The organism is Bacillus sp. LBA3-1-1.1 (genome assembly GCF_040676495.1).
GTDB lineage: Bacteria > Bacillota > Bacilli > Bacillales > Bacillaceae_G > Bacillus_A > Bacillus_A nitratireducens.
The window spans coordinates 19785-35062 of the sequence record NZ_JBEGIB010000017.1; the positions used below are offsets into that span (position 1 = coordinate 19785).

The 15278-nt window shown below is 37.5% G+C and carries 22 protein-coding genes and 2 pseudogenes; 6 read left to right on the forward strand and 18 right to left on the reverse strand.

The window, feature by feature from the left end:
* The first annotated feature begins 68 nt into the window (after positions 1 to 68).
* On the forward strand, positions 69 to 1511 hold the full coding sequence (locus MRBLBA3_RS14675) for an MDR family MFS transporter (protein ID WP_242399432.1): 1443 nt from the start codon (positions 69 to 71) through the stop codon (positions 1509 to 1511).
* Between the two features lie 39 nt (positions 1512 to 1550).
* Here the strand turns inward: MRBLBA3_RS14675 and MRBLBA3_RS14680 are convergent, their stop codons facing one another.
* Together MRBLBA3_RS14680 and MRBLBA3_RS14685 are read right to left on the reverse strand one after the other, a co-directional pair.
* Complete coding sequence (locus MRBLBA3_RS14680; protein ID WP_002015665.1) at positions 1551 to 1874, reverse strand: ArsR/SmtB family transcription factor; 324 nt, start codon at positions 1872 to 1874, stop codon at positions 1551 to 1553.
* Positions 1875 to 2306, reverse strand: a complete 432-nt coding sequence (locus tag MRBLBA3_RS14685) for an SRPBCC family protein (RefSeq protein ID WP_000437759.1) — start codon at positions 2304 to 2306, stop codon at positions 1875 to 1877.
* A gap of 421 nt (positions 2307 to 2727) precedes the next feature.
* Between MRBLBA3_RS14685 and MRBLBA3_RS14690 the strand changes: the two genes are divergently transcribed.
* On the forward strand, positions 2728 to 2955 hold the full coding sequence (locus MRBLBA3_RS14690; RefSeq protein ID WP_000498999.1) for a DUF3973 domain-containing protein: 228 nt from the start codon (positions 2728 to 2730) through the stop codon (positions 2953 to 2955).
* Between the two features lie 33 nt (positions 2956 to 2988).
* On the opposite strand, the gene MRBLBA3_RS14695 is transcribed toward MRBLBA3_RS14690, so the two are convergent.
* Positions 2989 to 3171, reverse strand: coding sequence for a sporulation protein Cse60 (locus tag MRBLBA3_RS14695; RefSeq protein WP_000621746.1), 183 nt, complete (start codon positions 3169 to 3171; stop codon positions 2989 to 2991).
* Position 3172: 1 nt separating this feature from the next.
* Positions 3173 to 3409, reverse strand: a complete 237-nt coding sequence (locus MRBLBA3_RS14700) for a DUF2553 family protein (protein WP_000533805.1) — start codon at positions 3407 to 3409, stop codon at positions 3173 to 3175.
* Between the two features lie 265 nt (positions 3410 to 3674).
* Here MRBLBA3_RS14700 and MRBLBA3_RS14705 point away from each other — a divergent pair, with 265 nt between their 5' ends.
* A complete protein-coding gene (locus MRBLBA3_RS14705; protein WP_044737530.1) occupies positions 3675 to 4169 on the forward strand; it encodes a CarD family transcriptional regulator in 495 nt (164 codons plus the stop codon).
* Between the two features lie 73 nt (positions 4170 to 4242).
* Here the strand turns inward: MRBLBA3_RS14705 and MRBLBA3_RS14710 are convergent, their stop codons facing one another.
* From MRBLBA3_RS14710 to glp, 7 genes are all read right to left on the reverse strand, one after another.
* Positions 4243 to 5028, reverse strand: coding sequence for a glucose 1-dehydrogenase (locus tag MRBLBA3_RS14710; RefSeq protein ID WP_044737529.1), 786 nt, complete (start codon positions 5026 to 5028; stop codon positions 4243 to 4245).
* 12 nt (positions 5029 to 5040) lie between these two features.
* Positions 5041 to 5898 (reverse strand): glucose uptake protein GlcU, encoded by an 858-nt coding sequence (gene glcU / locus MRBLBA3_RS14715; RefSeq protein WP_044737528.1) that lies wholly within the window; start codon positions 5896 to 5898, stop codon positions 5041 to 5043.
* Positions 5899 to 5931: 33 nt separating this feature from the next.
* Complete coding sequence (locus MRBLBA3_RS14720; RefSeq protein WP_242399433.1) at positions 5932 to 6354, reverse strand: DUF3888 domain-containing protein; 423 nt, start codon at positions 6352 to 6354, stop codon at positions 5932 to 5934.
* 99 nt (positions 6355 to 6453) lie between these two features.
* The gene (gene moaD / locus MRBLBA3_RS14725; RefSeq protein WP_000621795.1) at positions 6454 to 6687 is read right to left on the reverse strand and encodes a molybdopterin converting factor subunit 1; all 234 of its coding nucleotides are present in this window, start codon (positions 6685 to 6687) and stop codon (positions 6454 to 6456) included.
* A 2-nt stretch (positions 6688 to 6689) separates the two neighbouring features.
* A complete protein-coding gene (gene moaE / locus MRBLBA3_RS14730) occupies positions 6690 to 7154 on the reverse strand; it encodes a molybdopterin synthase catalytic subunit MoaE (protein ID WP_044737526.1) in 465 nt (154 codons plus the stop codon).
* Positions 7151 to 7672 carry a molybdopterin-guanine dinucleotide biosynthesis protein B gene (gene mobB / locus MRBLBA3_RS14735; RefSeq protein ID WP_002094381.1) on the reverse strand — a complete coding sequence of 174 codons (522 nt, stop codon included), beginning with the start codon at positions 7670 to 7672 and terminating at the stop codon, positions 7151 to 7153. The genes moaE and mobB overlap by 4 nt, the downstream gene beginning before the upstream one ends.
* Positions 7636 to 8925, reverse strand: coding sequence for a gephyrin-like molybdotransferase Glp (glp, locus tag MRBLBA3_RS14740; RefSeq protein ID WP_363381856.1), 1290 nt, complete (start codon positions 8923 to 8925; stop codon positions 7636 to 7638). Before glp ends, mobB begins: the two co-directional genes overlap by 37 nt.
* A gap of 83 nt (positions 8926 to 9008) precedes the next feature.
* On the opposite strand from glp, the gene moaC reads away from it, so the two are divergent.
* Positions 9009 to 9494 carry a cyclic pyranopterin monophosphate synthase MoaC gene (gene moaC / locus MRBLBA3_RS14745; protein WP_363381858.1) on the forward strand — a complete coding sequence of 162 codons (486 nt, stop codon included), beginning with the start codon at positions 9009 to 9011 and terminating at the stop codon, positions 9492 to 9494.
* Between the two features lie 41 nt (positions 9495 to 9535).
* Here moaC and MRBLBA3_RS14750 read toward each other — a convergent pair whose 3' ends face one another.
* The 6 genes and pseudogenes from MRBLBA3_RS14750 to MRBLBA3_RS14775 form a co-directional block, all read right to left on the reverse strand.
* A complete protein-coding gene (locus MRBLBA3_RS14750) occupies positions 9536 to 10549 on the reverse strand; it encodes a molybdopterin-synthase adenylyltransferase MoeB (RefSeq protein WP_044737523.1) in 1014 nt (337 codons plus the stop codon).
* 16 nt (positions 10550 to 10565) lie between these two features.
* Positions 10566 to 11579, reverse strand: a complete 1014-nt coding sequence (moaA, locus tag MRBLBA3_RS14755; RefSeq protein WP_001156505.1) for a GTP 3',8-cyclase MoaA — start codon at positions 11577 to 11579, stop codon at positions 10566 to 10568.
* A gap of 201 nt (positions 11580 to 11780) precedes the next feature.
* A pseudogene (locus MRBLBA3_RS14760) lies at positions 11781 to 12251 on the reverse strand (BclA C-terminal domain-containing protein); the annotation flags it as partial.
* Positions 12252 to 12575 carry a hypothetical protein gene (locus MRBLBA3_RS14765; protein ID WP_001111500.1) on the reverse strand — a complete coding sequence of 108 codons (324 nt, stop codon included), beginning with the start codon at positions 12573 to 12575 and terminating at the stop codon, positions 12252 to 12254.
* A gap of 20 nt (positions 12576 to 12595) precedes the next feature.
* On the reverse strand, positions 12596 to 12820 hold the full coding sequence (locus MRBLBA3_RS14770; RefSeq protein ID WP_044737522.1) for a spore germination protein: 225 nt from the start codon (positions 12818 to 12820) through the stop codon (positions 12596 to 12598).
* 78 nt (positions 12821 to 12898) lie between these two features.
* Positions 12899 to 13204, reverse strand: a complete 306-nt coding sequence (locus tag MRBLBA3_RS14775) for a rhodanese-like domain-containing protein (protein ID WP_044737539.1) — start codon at positions 13202 to 13204, stop codon at positions 12899 to 12901.
* 199 nt (positions 13205 to 13403) lie between these two features.
* Between MRBLBA3_RS14775 and MRBLBA3_RS14780 the strand changes: the two genes are divergently transcribed.
* Positions 13404 to 13586, forward strand: coding sequence for a hypothetical protein (locus tag MRBLBA3_RS14780; protein ID WP_044737521.1), 183 nt, complete (start codon positions 13404 to 13406; stop codon positions 13584 to 13586).
* A 48-nt stretch (positions 13587 to 13634) separates the two neighbouring features.
* Here MRBLBA3_RS14780 and MRBLBA3_RS14785 read toward each other — a convergent pair whose 3' ends face one another.
* Positions 13635 to 14759, reverse strand: coding sequence for an alpha/beta fold hydrolase (locus MRBLBA3_RS14785; protein ID WP_044737520.1), 1125 nt, complete (start codon positions 14757 to 14759; stop codon positions 13635 to 13637).
* A 152-nt stretch (positions 14760 to 14911) separates the two neighbouring features.
* Here MRBLBA3_RS14785 and MRBLBA3_RS14790 point away from each other — a divergent pair.
* Positions 14912 to 15278, forward strand: a pseudogene (locus MRBLBA3_RS14790) (spore germination protein); the annotation flags it as partial.

Genomic DNA, 15278 nt, shown 5'->3' on the forward strand with positions numbered 1-15278 from the left:
CTTTATATAGCTTAGTACCTTTATATTTTATATTGTTGAATATTTAAAAAAGGGTAAGGGGAAAAAATATGAGAAAAAAAGTCATGATGTCTTTAATGCTAATGACGTTTCTTTCTGCGGTAGAAGGAACGATCGTTAGTACAGCGATCCCTCGTATAACGAGTGATTTGTCAGGCGTCGAACTTGTTAGTTGGGTATATGCAATCTATATGCTTGCAACAGCTGTTTCGACTCCAATATACGGAAAACTAGCTGATTTATTCGGCCGTAAAAAGGTTCTGCTCATCGGAGCAACAATCTTCTTAATCGGTTCTGCACTTTGCGGAGTCGTTACATCAATGGAACAATTAATATTCTTCCGCGCTCTTCAAGGTATAGGGGCTGGTGCTGTTATGCCGATCACAATGACGATTATTGGAGACTTATATAGCGAAGCGAGAGACCGCGCGAAAGCACAGGGCTGGATGAGTGCCGTTTGGGGTGTATCTGGTGTTATTGGGCCGTTAGTCGGCGGATTTTTAGTTGATTCTCTTTCTTGGCGCTATATTTTCTTCTTAAACGTTCCTTTTGGAATTATCGCTTGCTTAATGTTTGCCATTTCTTATAAGGAATCTGTTAAGTCTGCCACTAAGCAACATATCGATTACCTTGGAGCAACAGTCTTCTCATTAAGTACAATCGCTCTGCTATACGCATTATTAACGGGTAGCAGTAAGCAAAACTGGGGAGACATTTCAATTATCGGCCTATTAATCTTTGCCGCTGTTTCATTCATTATTTTCTTATACATCGAGAAAAAATCTCCGGAACCATTAATTCCGCTAGCACTTTTCTCTAACCGTACACTATCTACTATAAACATACTAACACTTATTGCTGGCGCAATGATTATTAGCATTACAGTGTATCTTCCAATTTGGAGCCAAGGTGTTTTAGGAAAAAATGCGACAGAAGCTGGACTCATTTTAATGCCGATTCCTGTTATGTGGACATTTGGTGCTATGTTCTCCGGTAACTTAGTTGGCAAGTTACAAACGAAACAAATCATTTTACTTGGAGCTAGCATTTTATCAGTTGCTACTTTCTTATTATTTACATTATCAACAGATTCACCATCGTTCCTTATTTATGTTGCAGTCGGATTATTCGGCTTAGGAATGGGGCTTGTTACACCAATTTACATGGTCACAATTCAAGCAGCTGTACCGGCTCATACGCGCGGAACGGCAGTTGGTTTAAACACATTTATTAATACATTTAGTCAAACACTAGGCGCTGCAATCTTCGGAACAATCTTCAATACGATGATTCACGCACGTGGTATTAAAAATCTTGATCTTGTTTCTTCTGGCGGACACGGCGGAGCTACAGCAAACGTAGCAACCGAGTCTCAAGAGGCACTGGCATCAAGTGTACACGTCATTTATATGAGCACTTTCGTATTAGCGGTATTCACATTAATTATCGCTTGGCTCTTATTAAAGCCAGCTAAACAAACAAGTGAACAATAATAAAGAGGATGACCATTTCGGTCATCCTCTTTATATACTCTACTCCTCATTCTCCACAATATGTTTAAGCACAGACAATTTATTATCCCAAAATCGTTCATAGTACGAGAGCCACTGCTGTAATTCTTCTAATGGTTCTGGATGCAAACGATATATCTTCTCTCTTCCACTCTTTCTTCCACTCACTAAATTCGCTTCTGAAAGAATATGAAGGTGCTTTACAACTGCAGTACGGCTCATCGGAAAATGATCCGTTATTTTTGAAATTGGTAACTCTTTATCACTTAATAACCGTAATACTTCTCGGCGGGTTGGATCAGCAATTGCTTGAAATACATCATATTTCGCTGCTGACGAAGACATTTAACCTTCAACAACCTTTTTCAGTTTTTCATTTACAATCGCTACCCATCCGCCATTCATTCTATCGCGAATAATAGAGCTCTTCGCATTCGCTTTCGGAAGAATTTCATCAGGATGTTTCCAGCCGCCGTGAATTAACGTAAATTCTGTTTTATTATCTCCTAGGTCTTTCAAATTAAATGAAACAACCCAGCCATCTGTGTCCCATGAGAATGATAAATGGTTTGGCTCATCAATTTCTAACACTTTACATGGTGATGGCCCAAATGGCGATTGCACATGAAACTCATGTCCTACCTCTAATTCAAAGTCATTTGGCATAAACCATGACGCAATTCCTTCTGCAGTTGATACTACATTCCATACTTTTTGAATAGACGCGTTAAAAACGATTGTTTGTTTAATATCATTTAATGTATTTTGTTGTTCCATTTTAATTCTCCTTTATTCGGTGCAAAAATAACACCTTTTAGTTTCATTTCTGATGATATAACACCATTTGGTTATATGTCAAGGAAGGCTATGTTCACTGTTGAGAAATTCTCAACATTTTTTCAACAGGACAAACACCCTCTCAGCATTCCCTCATAATATACTCACAAAGGCAATAAAAAATAGAAACTTCTCTCAACATGAAACTCCATCATTCATATTGAAAGAAGCGCCTTACTTATATCATGCGTACTGTGTCTCTCCTCCTTCCCTCAGGGACAATACGTGAGATATAAAAAATCAGAAGGAATATGCCCACCATTTGAGTAGGTAGTTATTTCTCTTCTCCTCAACATTTCCTTAGGAGCGAAATGACTACCTACTCACTTTTTTAAACAAAAATAAAAAGGGGATGTAAGCTATGTTCTATTGCATTAATTGTTCTGAAATTCACCATGAAAAACATCCGAATGATAAAGTATTCAAAAACGGTTTTTATATTGATCCATTTTTAGGTGATCGTTATCACCTCGGTATGTGCACTGATGCTCAGGAGCATGAAACAGGAGAAATTCTTTTAACAGCAAAGAAAACAGGCGCAACACAATCTATTATGAATATTTTACCGACACATGTTGTCCCAACATAAAGCATAAAAAAGAGCTGGCTCCCCAGCTCTTTTTTATGCTTTATAAACAATCATCGCTGAAAAACAATAAATTTGATTTTCATCATCATTAATTGAAACACCAACTTGATACTTTATATCTACAAAATTTCCATCATCAATTTTTTTCAAAAATACATTTACTGCATCTTCTAAGTCTTTTTCATGACTTTCATCAAATACTTTCACACGAATCATGTTAACACCATCCTAGATCGCAGCCCTCCGCCGCTTGATTATTGCCACGGTGCGTATCTATGATGCGATAAAACTTTCCTTCTTCGTATATATATCCGTCTTCTAACACATATTGCTTACCTTCAGTATAGACATAAAACTTACCTATCATAAATTTACTCGTATATAATTCCAAATAATTTGGTCTAAATTTAGCCACAACTTTATTTGTAATATCAATTTTAATTGTGCGCCCCACCTTCTCTCCCTCCCTTGCAAAGAACGGATTTAGGTATATTGTATTAGCGATTTTACATTTTATGCTTAAAAATAAGTGGATATGCCCTCTTTCTTCGCCTGTACTATTTTTCTAAAAAAATCTCCTCTTTTCGTTTCACATATAAGGGCAAAAAAACATCTAAAAAAACGACTTTTATATATTGACTACAGTATATCAGATATGATATTATATAAAATTTGACATTTTTATCTAAGTATGTTATCATTAAAGATGGTTACCACATATGGAGGTGGATGATTTGTTTCAAATTGGTGATAAAATCGTTTATCCAATGCACGGTGCAGGAATCATCGAAGCAATTGAAGAAAAAGAAATATTAGGTACTACACGTCAATATTGTGTTATACGCATCATTAATAAAGATATGCAAGTAATGCTTCCGATGAATCAATTACAAAAGTCAGGTATACGTTATATCGTTGATAAAGGTACGTTAGATGGTATACTTCTTGAATTTCATCATGGGGAATCAGACCCCTCACTTTCCTGGAAACAAAGATATACAATGAATATGGAAAAAATGAAGAACGGCAATCTTCAAGATAGTGCAGAAGTTGTTCGTGATTTACTTCGTCGCAATAAAGAAAGAGCATTAAATGCGAGCGAAAAACAAATGCTAGATAATGCGCGCAAAATGGTTATTAGCGAAGTTGCGCTCGTACAGAATGTTTCAGAACATCAAGCAACAGAATTTCTTCAAGATACAATTAATCATTAATTTTAAAAATAGCTGACCGCTATTTTTTTTTGCTTAAAAAGGCCAAAGAGATAGATCTCTTTGGCCTTTTTTATTACCCACGCCCCGCTTGAAACGATGGGTATAAAGTCATTCCACCATCTGCAAATAACGTAATTCCAGTTACGTAACTCGCCTCTGCTGAAGCGAGCCACGTTGCTACTGCTGCGATTTCTTCAGGTTTTCCAATGTAGCCCATCGGTATCATACTTTCTACGTCAGCACGCTTTTTAGGATCAGCGAACTTTTCAGCATTGATTGGCGTATTAATTGCACCTGGTCCAATATTATTTACTCGAATACCTTTTGGTGCGTATTCTAACGCTAACGTTTCTGTCATAAGTTTAATACCGCCTTTACTTGCGGCATAGTGTACGAATAGTGGCCACGGAATTTTCTCATGAACACTAGACATATTAATGACAGATCCTTTAATATTGTGTTCCACAAAATATTTAATCGCTTCACGGCTTCCTAAAAAAGCGCCTGTTAAATTCGTATTGATTACTTTATTCCAATCCACTAATGGCATTTCATGCGACGGTACCGCGTTTTCTATTCCTGCATTATTAATCATAACGTCGAGCGTACCAAACTCTTTCACAGCAGATTGAATGAGATTCACAACATCTCCCTCTGCGGTCACATCACCTTTTACAGCAATCGCTTCCCCGCCTACCTTTTTTATTTCTTCTAACACATCATTCGCTTCCGACTCTCGTGAGCGATAGTTAATAACGACTTTCGCCTTCTCCTTAGCAAACCTTACTCCCATCGCTCTTCCGAGACCAGTCGCTGATCCTGTAATAATGACAACTTTTCCTTCTAAATCACTATACATTTCAATACCTCCTTAACCTTTTGCAATCCCTAACATAATTCCAGCTGCGATAATAAAAACGATACCAACAACAATCCCCGTTAATTGGCGTTTCGTTTTTCTTTCACCTAATATAAGAATCCCGCCAAGCGTCGAAATAACAATTCCCATTTGTGATAGTGAAAAGCTTGTTGCGACTCCGACACGCGGCTGCGAAATGAATAAAAACATATTTCCTGCTGCCCAAATTAATCCTGGAATAATATTTCGTATCGCATACTTATTAAATGGATGATGTTTAAACGTAAGTAAAATACCTCCTAACACCATACCAACTGCTTGTGGTAATAAAGCCGACCAACCATCTACGTTAAATAGCCTAATAACTACTACGTAAACTAAATAACCGACTGTTGAAATTAATAAAATTATGATACCCCTTTTAAAATTTGCTGCTTGCTCTGCATTTTTTTCTTCTTCACTTTGAAGTGATGTTAAAATAACACCGATAATAATACAAACGAGCGCTAAAATTCCAAGGACGACTGATATTGTCGTAGACCATTCATGAAATACGATAACGCCAAATAAAGTCGTCGCAACTAATTGCAGCCCTGTTGAAACGGGCATCGTCCTCGAAACACCCATTAAATCAATACTTTTCAATTGATTCGCCTGACCAAGTGCCCAAAATAAACCTGACACAATTCCAACTCCAATAACAGTAGGAGTTAATACTGGCTTTACAAAAATATAAACAACAATCGAGAAAATAAGTGCACCAAGCGTTGTACCAAGCGTTTGACTATACGGTCCACCGCCCAGTTTCACGTTAAATAGCACAATACTTCCCCAAAATATAGCTGGTAAAATCGCTAAAAGTATATCCATGGCTCATTACCTTTCTTTACTAAATGTCATCTGTTACCGCTCTACACCATTAGAGTGAGCTTTCATTTTCTCTTTCGCTCGTGCGCAAACCTTTTCTGCAATAGCACCAGAAACATTTTTTTCTCGCTCCACTTTTTTTATTTTTATGTGATCTAAATAATCTTCTAAAGTGAGTGTAATACGATCATTCGGCGGATTATGCGCCCCTTGAAATGTAAGAAATTGTAGCGTCACTTCAAATCTAGGAACAAATTCATCTTTCTTGCCTAGACGCTTTATATTTGTAACTGAATCACATTCATACTGATCTTCTGTCGCTTGCCTTATAACTGAGTAATATCGATTAAGTAGTGCACTCTCTAAAAGTTGTTCCTTCGATTCTTTCGCCCAAGAATAGCTTGGAGAAGAGAAAAAAATGGAACATATCATTGTAATCATTACACATATCTTTTTCATAATTCCCTCCTTGTTCTATAAGTTAGTGTTCTCAAAACGCCCATAAAAAAACGACTTTTCCTATTTAGGAAAGTCGTTTTTTCTAGTACAAATCCAATATTAACCACCGCTCACTGGTGGTATAAGTGCAACTACATCACCGGATTGTATCGTATCATCTTCATTTGCATATTCTTCATTAATCGCAACCATAATTGGTGCTGATACTGGTACATTATATTCCTTCGCGACAATATCTTTTAACTCTGCAACCGTAATATTTTCTTTCTCTATTTGTAATTCACTTGTTCCTGCTTCTTCTTGCAAGTTCGCAAATAACAATACTCGAATCATATTTATAGCTCCTTCCCAGGCTCTCCTGTTGGATATGGTGTCTTTTCTAATTGATCACCAATCCATGAGTCGCCATCTTCCCAAAACTCCTTTTTCCAAATCGGAACAATTTGCTTAATACGCTCCATAATATATTCATTCGCCTCATAGGCCTCTTTACGATGCGGCGTTGATACAGCAACAACAACCGCTATATCAGAAATTTGCAACGTGCCAATGCGATGTGTAATCGCAACATGTGTACCAGGCCATTTCTCCTTCACTTCTGTCCCGATTTTCTGTAGCATCTTTTCTGCCATCGACTTATAAGCAACATACTCTAAGTATAATGTACGACGCCCTTTCGTAAACTCCCTAACCGTTCCAATAAATGTTGTAACAGCACCGCATTCACGTCGAATTACTTTCTTTGCCACCTCTTCAATCGAGATTTCTGTATCAATTACTTCATAATACGTATTTATCATTTTGCACTCCTAACCGTTTGTAAAAACCAGTCTACATACAATTTTTCTTCTGTTATATGAAATACTTTATAGTCTTCTCTTAAATTTGACAGGACATTATCCCACGTAATAATTGCTACTACGTTTTCTACCTTATGTAAAAGTTCAATGTCTTCCGCAGAACGAAGTAACACTACTTTTGGATATTTCTCAGCTTTATAGCCCTCTATTAAAATCGTATCCACTTCAAAAAATTCGTACAAGCGGATAATTTCTTGCAAGGACCATTCATCTCGTAATGAAGACAGAGATAGTAATCCAGCGCCTTCTACACTACTTACGACAGCACCAGCTTTCCGGTGCCTTTCACTATCTTTTTGCGCTACTTCAGGAAAACCACCATGACCATGATGCTTAATTGTAGCAACTTTCATTTCGCTTTCGGCTAATGCATGCACAATTTTCTCTACAAGTGTTGTTTTCCCGCTATTTTGATACCCTACTATTTGTAAGATTGAAGGGGCGTTGCCCATGGCCAATCACATCCCTCGGAGTGCTCTAACAATAATACAGATACTTTCATCCCTGCTTCAAATCCTCTCGTTCCTCCGGGCAACACGATAAAAGCATTCGCATCTGTGAGTGAAGATACCGCACTCGATTTATCTAAACCGACCGGCGTCACTTGTAGTGCCCCATTAACAATGCTCGCTTTCGCTCTTACAAAACGAGTAAACGGATTTGGTTTCGGAAAATCTTTTTGCAAAATAGCGTCTGCCCTATATATGTGAGGCTCCTTCGCATACAAATACGTTTTTATAACCGGATGCACAAACAATTCGAAACCTACATAACAAGCTGATGGATTACCTGATAAACCGAAAAGTAACTTTCCATCAACTTCAGCTACTGTCGTTACACTTCCGGGTCTCATCGCTATTTTATTAAAAAGCACATTTGCCTGTAACTTTTCATAAATAGCCGGTAAGTAGTCGTAATCTCCTACTGAAACACCGCCCGTTGTAATTAAAATATCAACCTCATCCATCGCTGATTTAACAGCTGTAAAACATGCATCTAACTCATCGGCAAGTTGTCCATAGTAACGCACTTTCCCGCCAGCTTTCATAATTTGAGCTGCAATCATATAAGAGTTACTATTTCTAATTTTGCCTGGCTCTAGCGGCTCATGCACTTCTAGTAATTCACTTCCTGTCGTTACAATACCGACAACAGGCTGTTTTACAACTTTCACAGTGCTATATCCAAACGTCGCTAACAGTGCGGCAACACCTGGATTGATTACAACACCTTTGTTAACAAGGACTTGATTTTGTTTTATATCTTCTCCTTTAAATGACACATTGTCACCATTTTTGAAAGGGCGTTTCAACTTCATATATGTACTTTCGTTCTTCTCGAATCCTTCCGTCAACTCTAGCATTACGACTGCATTGCAATCTTCTGGAATAGCTGCTCCTGTCATAATACGAACCGCCTGAAAAGCTCCTACTTCTTCTAAAAAAACAGAACCTGCTCCGATTTCTCCTATTACTTCAAATTCAACCGGATGCTCTTGACTCGCTTTCTTCGTATCTTCTGCTCGAATTGCGAAACCGTCGTAAGGAGAACGATCGAAGTGAGGAACGTCGTGATCTGAGACAACATCCTCCCCAAGAATCCTCCCATAACTTTCTGTAATAAAAACTTCTTCTACTTCACCATGCTTAGCGTATTTCATAACCCGCTCTACTGCCTCAGCAACTTGAATCGGGATTCGTTTTTCTACCATTGTTTCTCACCTCATATTTGCAAAATATCTAATCTCGATTACACTTTATATATTAAATCGCAATTACTTCAAGGAGGAATTCCATGTCTTCATTCACACATTTCAATGACCAAGGGCGCGCTAAAATGGTTGATATAAGCGACAAAAAAGTAACCGTTCGAACAGCAATTGCATGCTCTAGCATTCTCGTTACGAAAGAAATTTTTGACAAAATCTCTCACAATCAAATTGGTAAAGGTGATGTATTGGCTGTTGCACAAATCGCAGGCATTATGGCTGCAAAACGCACTTCTGATATTATCCCAATGTGCCATCCTTTATTGTTAAAAGGTGTTGATGTTTCTTTCGATTGGAAACAGTCAGAAGAACAATATCGACTACTTATTGAAGTAAAAGTTAAGACAGAAGGTAGTACCGGCGTTGAAATGGAAGCTTTAACAGCTGCTTCCGCTACCGCTCTTACCGTATACGATATGTGTAAAGCTGTTGATAAAGGCATGATTATTGGCGAAACGTACTTACTTGAAAAAACAGGCGGAAAAAATGGAGATTATATTAGAAATTCTTAATACTATCTTTTCCCTGTGAACCTAAAGGATTGCCTTTAGGTTCACCCTATATATCTTGCATATAGGCGTTTTGCCACATTCATATCATTCGTCCCATGAATAAAAGCTCTACCATCTGTAAATAGAACAAAACGATATTTTTCCACCGGAAATGATAATAAATAAGGCGTTTCCTTTACATCCACACTTTTTTGTAAGCGCTTTTTAATTTCTTCTAAATTAAACCCCTGTCGTACACCTGGACGGATTTGAACTGTATTTCGTCCACATAATACTTCTGTTTTCGTTTGCGCTTCAAATGTTAAACTCGGATATGTACGTAGCTTTCCACAAGATAAACATGTATCCTTTTTCTGTCTATTCACTTTAAATGCCATCTGTTGATTATTCCAAAGATCAAATGATAGCATCGTTTCACGAAGTGCCTCAAAATCTTCTACTAATATTTTTAAAGCTTCCGTTATTTGATGCGCAACTACTAATTGCACTGCTGGCTGTATAATACCAGCCGTATCACATGTCGCTCCGCTCGCTGGATGCTCCATTAAACATCGAAAACATGGCGTTTTTCCTGGCAAGATTGTATAAGTTACTCCGTAGCTTCCAACGCATCCTCCATATATCCACGGAACGTTATACATTTGAGATATATCATTAATAAGAAGGCGCGTTTCAAAATTATCCGTCGCATCTAATATTAAATCTACACCTTTAATTAACTCTTCCATTTCTTGAACCGTCACATCGGTCACAACCGGAATAATTTCCACTTCAGAATTAATCGCATTTAAATGTTCTGCTGCCGCTATCGCTTTCGGCTGATAATGTTTCGCATCTTCCTCTGTATATAATTGTTGCCTTTGTAAATTGCTCCATTCTACATAATCACGATCAGCAATCGTTATTTTACCAACACCTGCTCTAACAATTGCTTCTGCATTCGCTGCCCCGAGAGCACCAGCGCCGATAATAAGCACATGCTTCTCTCTTATTTTTCGCTGTCCTTCTTCTCCAACACCAGAAAATAATATTTGTCTTGAATATCGCTCCTGCATACGATAGCCTCCTTTCTTATCCTCCTATATAAGACATTTCAATTTTCGGACGATTCTTTGCACTTTCTTCTGTCCGTTCATCCGAATACCTATCTTTTCTATTCACCCACACATCTTGTATAACGCTTAATAACTCATCATCCGAAAGATTTCCTCTAAGAAGTTTCCTTACATCCAATCCTTCTGTCGCAAATAAGCAAGTATAAAACTTTCCATCTGCTGAAATTCTCGCTCTCGTACAAGAGGAACAAAATGACTCAGAAACAGAAGTAATAAAACCGACTTCAACATTTGTTCCAACGTACCGATATCGCTTCGCAACTTCACCGAAATAATGCGCTTCAGCTGGCTCAAGCGGATACACTCTATGAATCATCTCGATCAATTCTCTCTTTGTAACCACTTGATCGAAATTCCATCCATTCGTACTACCAACATCCATAAACTCAATAAACCTAAGCGTGATTCCTTGCTCTTTAAAATACGCAGCCATTGGAAGTACTTGATGATCGTTCATCCCTTTTTTCACAACCATATTTACCTTTACTTCCAGCCCCGCCTCTTTCGCTGCTTTAATTCCTTTAATCACAGGTTTCGTATTAATATTTCGACCATTAATGTTTCTAAATATATCGTCATCTATTGCATCTAAACTAACATTTACTCTATGTAATCCAGCTTCTTTTAATGCCTTTGCTTGTTTCGTTAAATGGATAGCATTTGTCGTTAATCCTATATCTACTAATCCATCAATTTTCACAAGACGTGCAATAAGTTTTGTTAAATCTTTACGAAGCAGTGGTTCGCCACCAGTAATTCTAATTTTTCGTACACCGATGCTAACAAACACTTTTGCCAAACGCTCAATTTCATCAAACGTTAGTAAAAACTCATCTTTCAAAAAAGCATAATCAGGCCCAAATACTTCCGCTGGCATACAATATGTACATCTAAAATTGCAACGATCAATGACAGATATGCGTAAATCTTGAAGTGGGCGTCCAAAAAAGTCTTTAATCTTCTCCTGCATCGCCACCCTCCCTTTCTGCCAAATTTCTCTCTTTTCATTCTATTATAATATATTTTCGAACTGCGATGTTTTTGCTAAGTTGAATAAAGTGAAACTTTAAACAATAGGAGGTTATCAATTCCCCTCTGATTAGCGAGGATGACTCTCAAATACTGGGATAAAAAAACCTTGAAACATAAAAGTTCCAAGGTTTTCTACTTATTAACTTAATCTAATAATAGTTAGAGTAGCTCCTGGCGTTGCCGTAGATAATGTAGCTATTGCAACTAATCCAAATAATTGTAAACTAACAGCAGCTCCAGCAGGCAAGTTAGCAATTATTGGTGCACTAAATGAACCAGTAGCCACTGCCGGGGAGTTTATCGTTTCCGCAAGCGGACTGCCATTTACAGTTATACGAGAACTTACAAGTAATCCTGCCGTTAAATTAATTGTATAGGCTATATAATAACTCCCTGCATTCGCAACTGTAAATACAGTATTTCCACCACTAACGGTTATTCCTGGTCCAATATTTTGATTGTTCGGTAATGGGATATTCGTACCACCTAATAAAACGGAAATAGCGGTTCCTGATGTATTATTCGCAAATGCATACGTTGCAGTTGTACTAACTCCGGTGGCCCCTGTCGCTCCAGTAGCTCCTGTTGCTCCCGTTGGACCTTGGATTCCTTAAGGGAGTCCCGCAATTGAATCCATATTATCTGTATTCGGGACAGCTTGTGCTATACCCGATGCATTTACATTTTGCCCCATATTTGTTCCTGTTACAGTACCAGCAGGGGTACCTCGTGTATAGGTTGTCGTCACCGAATCTCCCGGTTGTAAACAAAGCTTCGTCTCCGTCCCTATTACTGTAACAACGTCAATCCAAGTGCACCCCATTGAACCACTATACGATTTCGAAGCAGTAAATGAAGTATCACTCAAATTATCCCCTGTAAATATATTCCCAGTATTATTAACGATAATAAATTCTTTAATACGTGCAGGCATACTTACACTCTACCTTTCCTTTATGCACCTAATGTACGTGTACTCGTCGCTAATGGCGGTAAAAATACTGATGTTCTAATCACCGCTTCTGGCTGCCGCTTCCCATTTAAAAAAATAGCCGCACTTGACCCTCCAGCACCGGCATATATTTTTGCCACGGCTAAAGGTGAGATATCACAACAGTCACCAACATTAACAGCTCCTGTATTATTTATAATTTTTACTTTACGCATGTTAATCCCCATTTACCTATCCCCCTTTTATACACTGTATGCAAAAGAAAAAAACTTGAAACAAACACGTTTCAAGTTTTTAACAATTAACTATTTCGTTTCACCTTCATATTGAAGCATACCGCCAACCATGTTCACCGTTTTAAATCCTTGCTCATTTAAATAATGGCATACATTTTCACTACGCATTCCCGAACGGCAAATAAAGATATATTCATTCTCTTTCTCAAAGAAATCTACTTTATTTGGAATATCGCCCATTTTAATATGTATAGCTTCTGGAATTTTCCCTGCCGCTACTTCTTCATCTTCCCTTACATCTACTAAAAATAATGTTTCTCCATTTTCTAAACGATCTTGCACTTCTTCTGTAGTAATTGTTTTTACTTCTGTCATATGTCGTTCCTCCTTATATACAATAAAACCTTCAGTTTCTTCTTTAAACAATCATTTCTCATCAATTTTAGCATGCGAAGGAAGGAACGCAAAGAATGGAACATTTATTTCTCAATTTTCCCGCAAAACTTATTCTTTACAAACATAACTAGTGCATTGTATCCTCAATATACTTGTTTTATGAAAGGAGTCGATTAAAATGACACTTTTTCTTTTCATTATGGGCATCATTTTCTTAATCGCTGCAATTATTGCACTTAGTATGAAAAATAATAAAAAGATAAAATCGCCACAAGAAATGTCATTCTTATTTCTATTGCTTAGTATAGCGTTCTTCGGTATAGCAATCGCTACATATATTTTCCGCCTGCAAATCATGTGAAAAAAGGTGCCTACTATAAATCATGCACCTTTCCACATTAATTATTTCCTACACAAAACTAGATACTTTCCGATTTAAAAATTCATAAACTTTCTTTTCAAATAAATGAACATCTAACGCTCCTGCCATATGCCCATTTATACTTTCTATCTCATATACTTCTGCGTACTTCCCCTGCTTTTGCAAAATGTCTACCATTTTATAATTGTAACGAGGCGGCTGAAGTAAATCTTGTTTGCATGGAATCATGAGTACATTCGCTTCAATCTTAAAAAGAGCCTCTTCTAAGGAAGAAAATCCATGTGCAATATCATGTAATAAGACCGCTTTTGCAGTATACATCCATGAATTCGCATCTACTAAATCTATACTTTTACATGTCACTTTATTTATTTCTTTCTCAAATGATGTTAATGCAGAAAATTGTTGATAAGGTGCCGTTTCTATACTGTTCCGCGGGAATGCCATTTCATAAAAATGTTCATCGAACGCGTTCATAAACATCATTTTATTCGCTAAATGAAGCCCCTTCATTGGTTGTTCCTCTCCGTACTTTCCACCTTTCCAATCTGGATCAAGCTGAATTGCTTCAATCGCATTTTGCGCTACATTGCCCGACGTTATAATTGGATTTTGCGGGTTCGTAATAACTCCAATCATTCGTTCTACCATATGAGGATAGTGGACAGCCCATTGCTGCGCAATCATCCCACCTGCCGATGGCCCCATTACAGCATGCAATCTAGAAATCCCCATATCTTTTATTAACTCATATTGCATACGTGCTACATCTAAAAATGTGAAAACTGGAAAATCCATCGCATACTCAAAACCAGTCATCGGATTTATCGATTTTGGTCCCTTTGTAATCACGTAGGGGTTCTTCACCTGTACATTACAAAGGTTATCAGTACATATAACGAAATATTTATTTGTATCAATTGCTTTCCCAGGTCCAATTAATCCATCCCACCAACCAGCTTCCTCATCATGCTCTGTATATTTTCCTGCCGCATGACTTGTTGCACTAAAATAGTGACAAACCAAAATCGCATTTGATTTTTCTCTATTTAAAGCACCATACGTCTCATACCCCATTTGAACAGGAATCTCCCTACCATTTTCAAACACAAACTCTTTTAAAACAAACTTCTCCTTTTTTACACTTTGCACAGACTCACCTTCTTCCCGTCATATTATGAACTGCTTACTAAAGGATTTTTTCTGCGGAAAGCATTCTCCTTCTTCTTTTCATAAATAAATGAATAATATACAAAATTAGCCACAAAATAGCACTATATTACAAGATTAAAGAGGGAATACATATGATTTGGAATTGGTTACGTAAGAAAAAAAACTCAAATACAGCAGATGCAAAAGAGACAGCTGATACGAAACAACCGTCTAACGATCAAAAGGACAATAACAAAAAGCAAACTAGAAGCATGAAACATAACCAAGATAAGAATAGCCAGCAAAAAAATGGAGAACAAACTGAGGATTCTTCTCAAGACAAACAGCAACAATCGAAACAAGAGGATTCTTCTCAAGGCAAACAGCAACAATCGAAACAAGAGGATTCTTCTCAAGGCAAACAGCAACAGTCTACACAAGAGGATTCTTCTCAAGGCAAACAACAACAATCGAAACAAGAGGATTCTTCTCAAGGCAAACAGCAACAATCGAAACAAG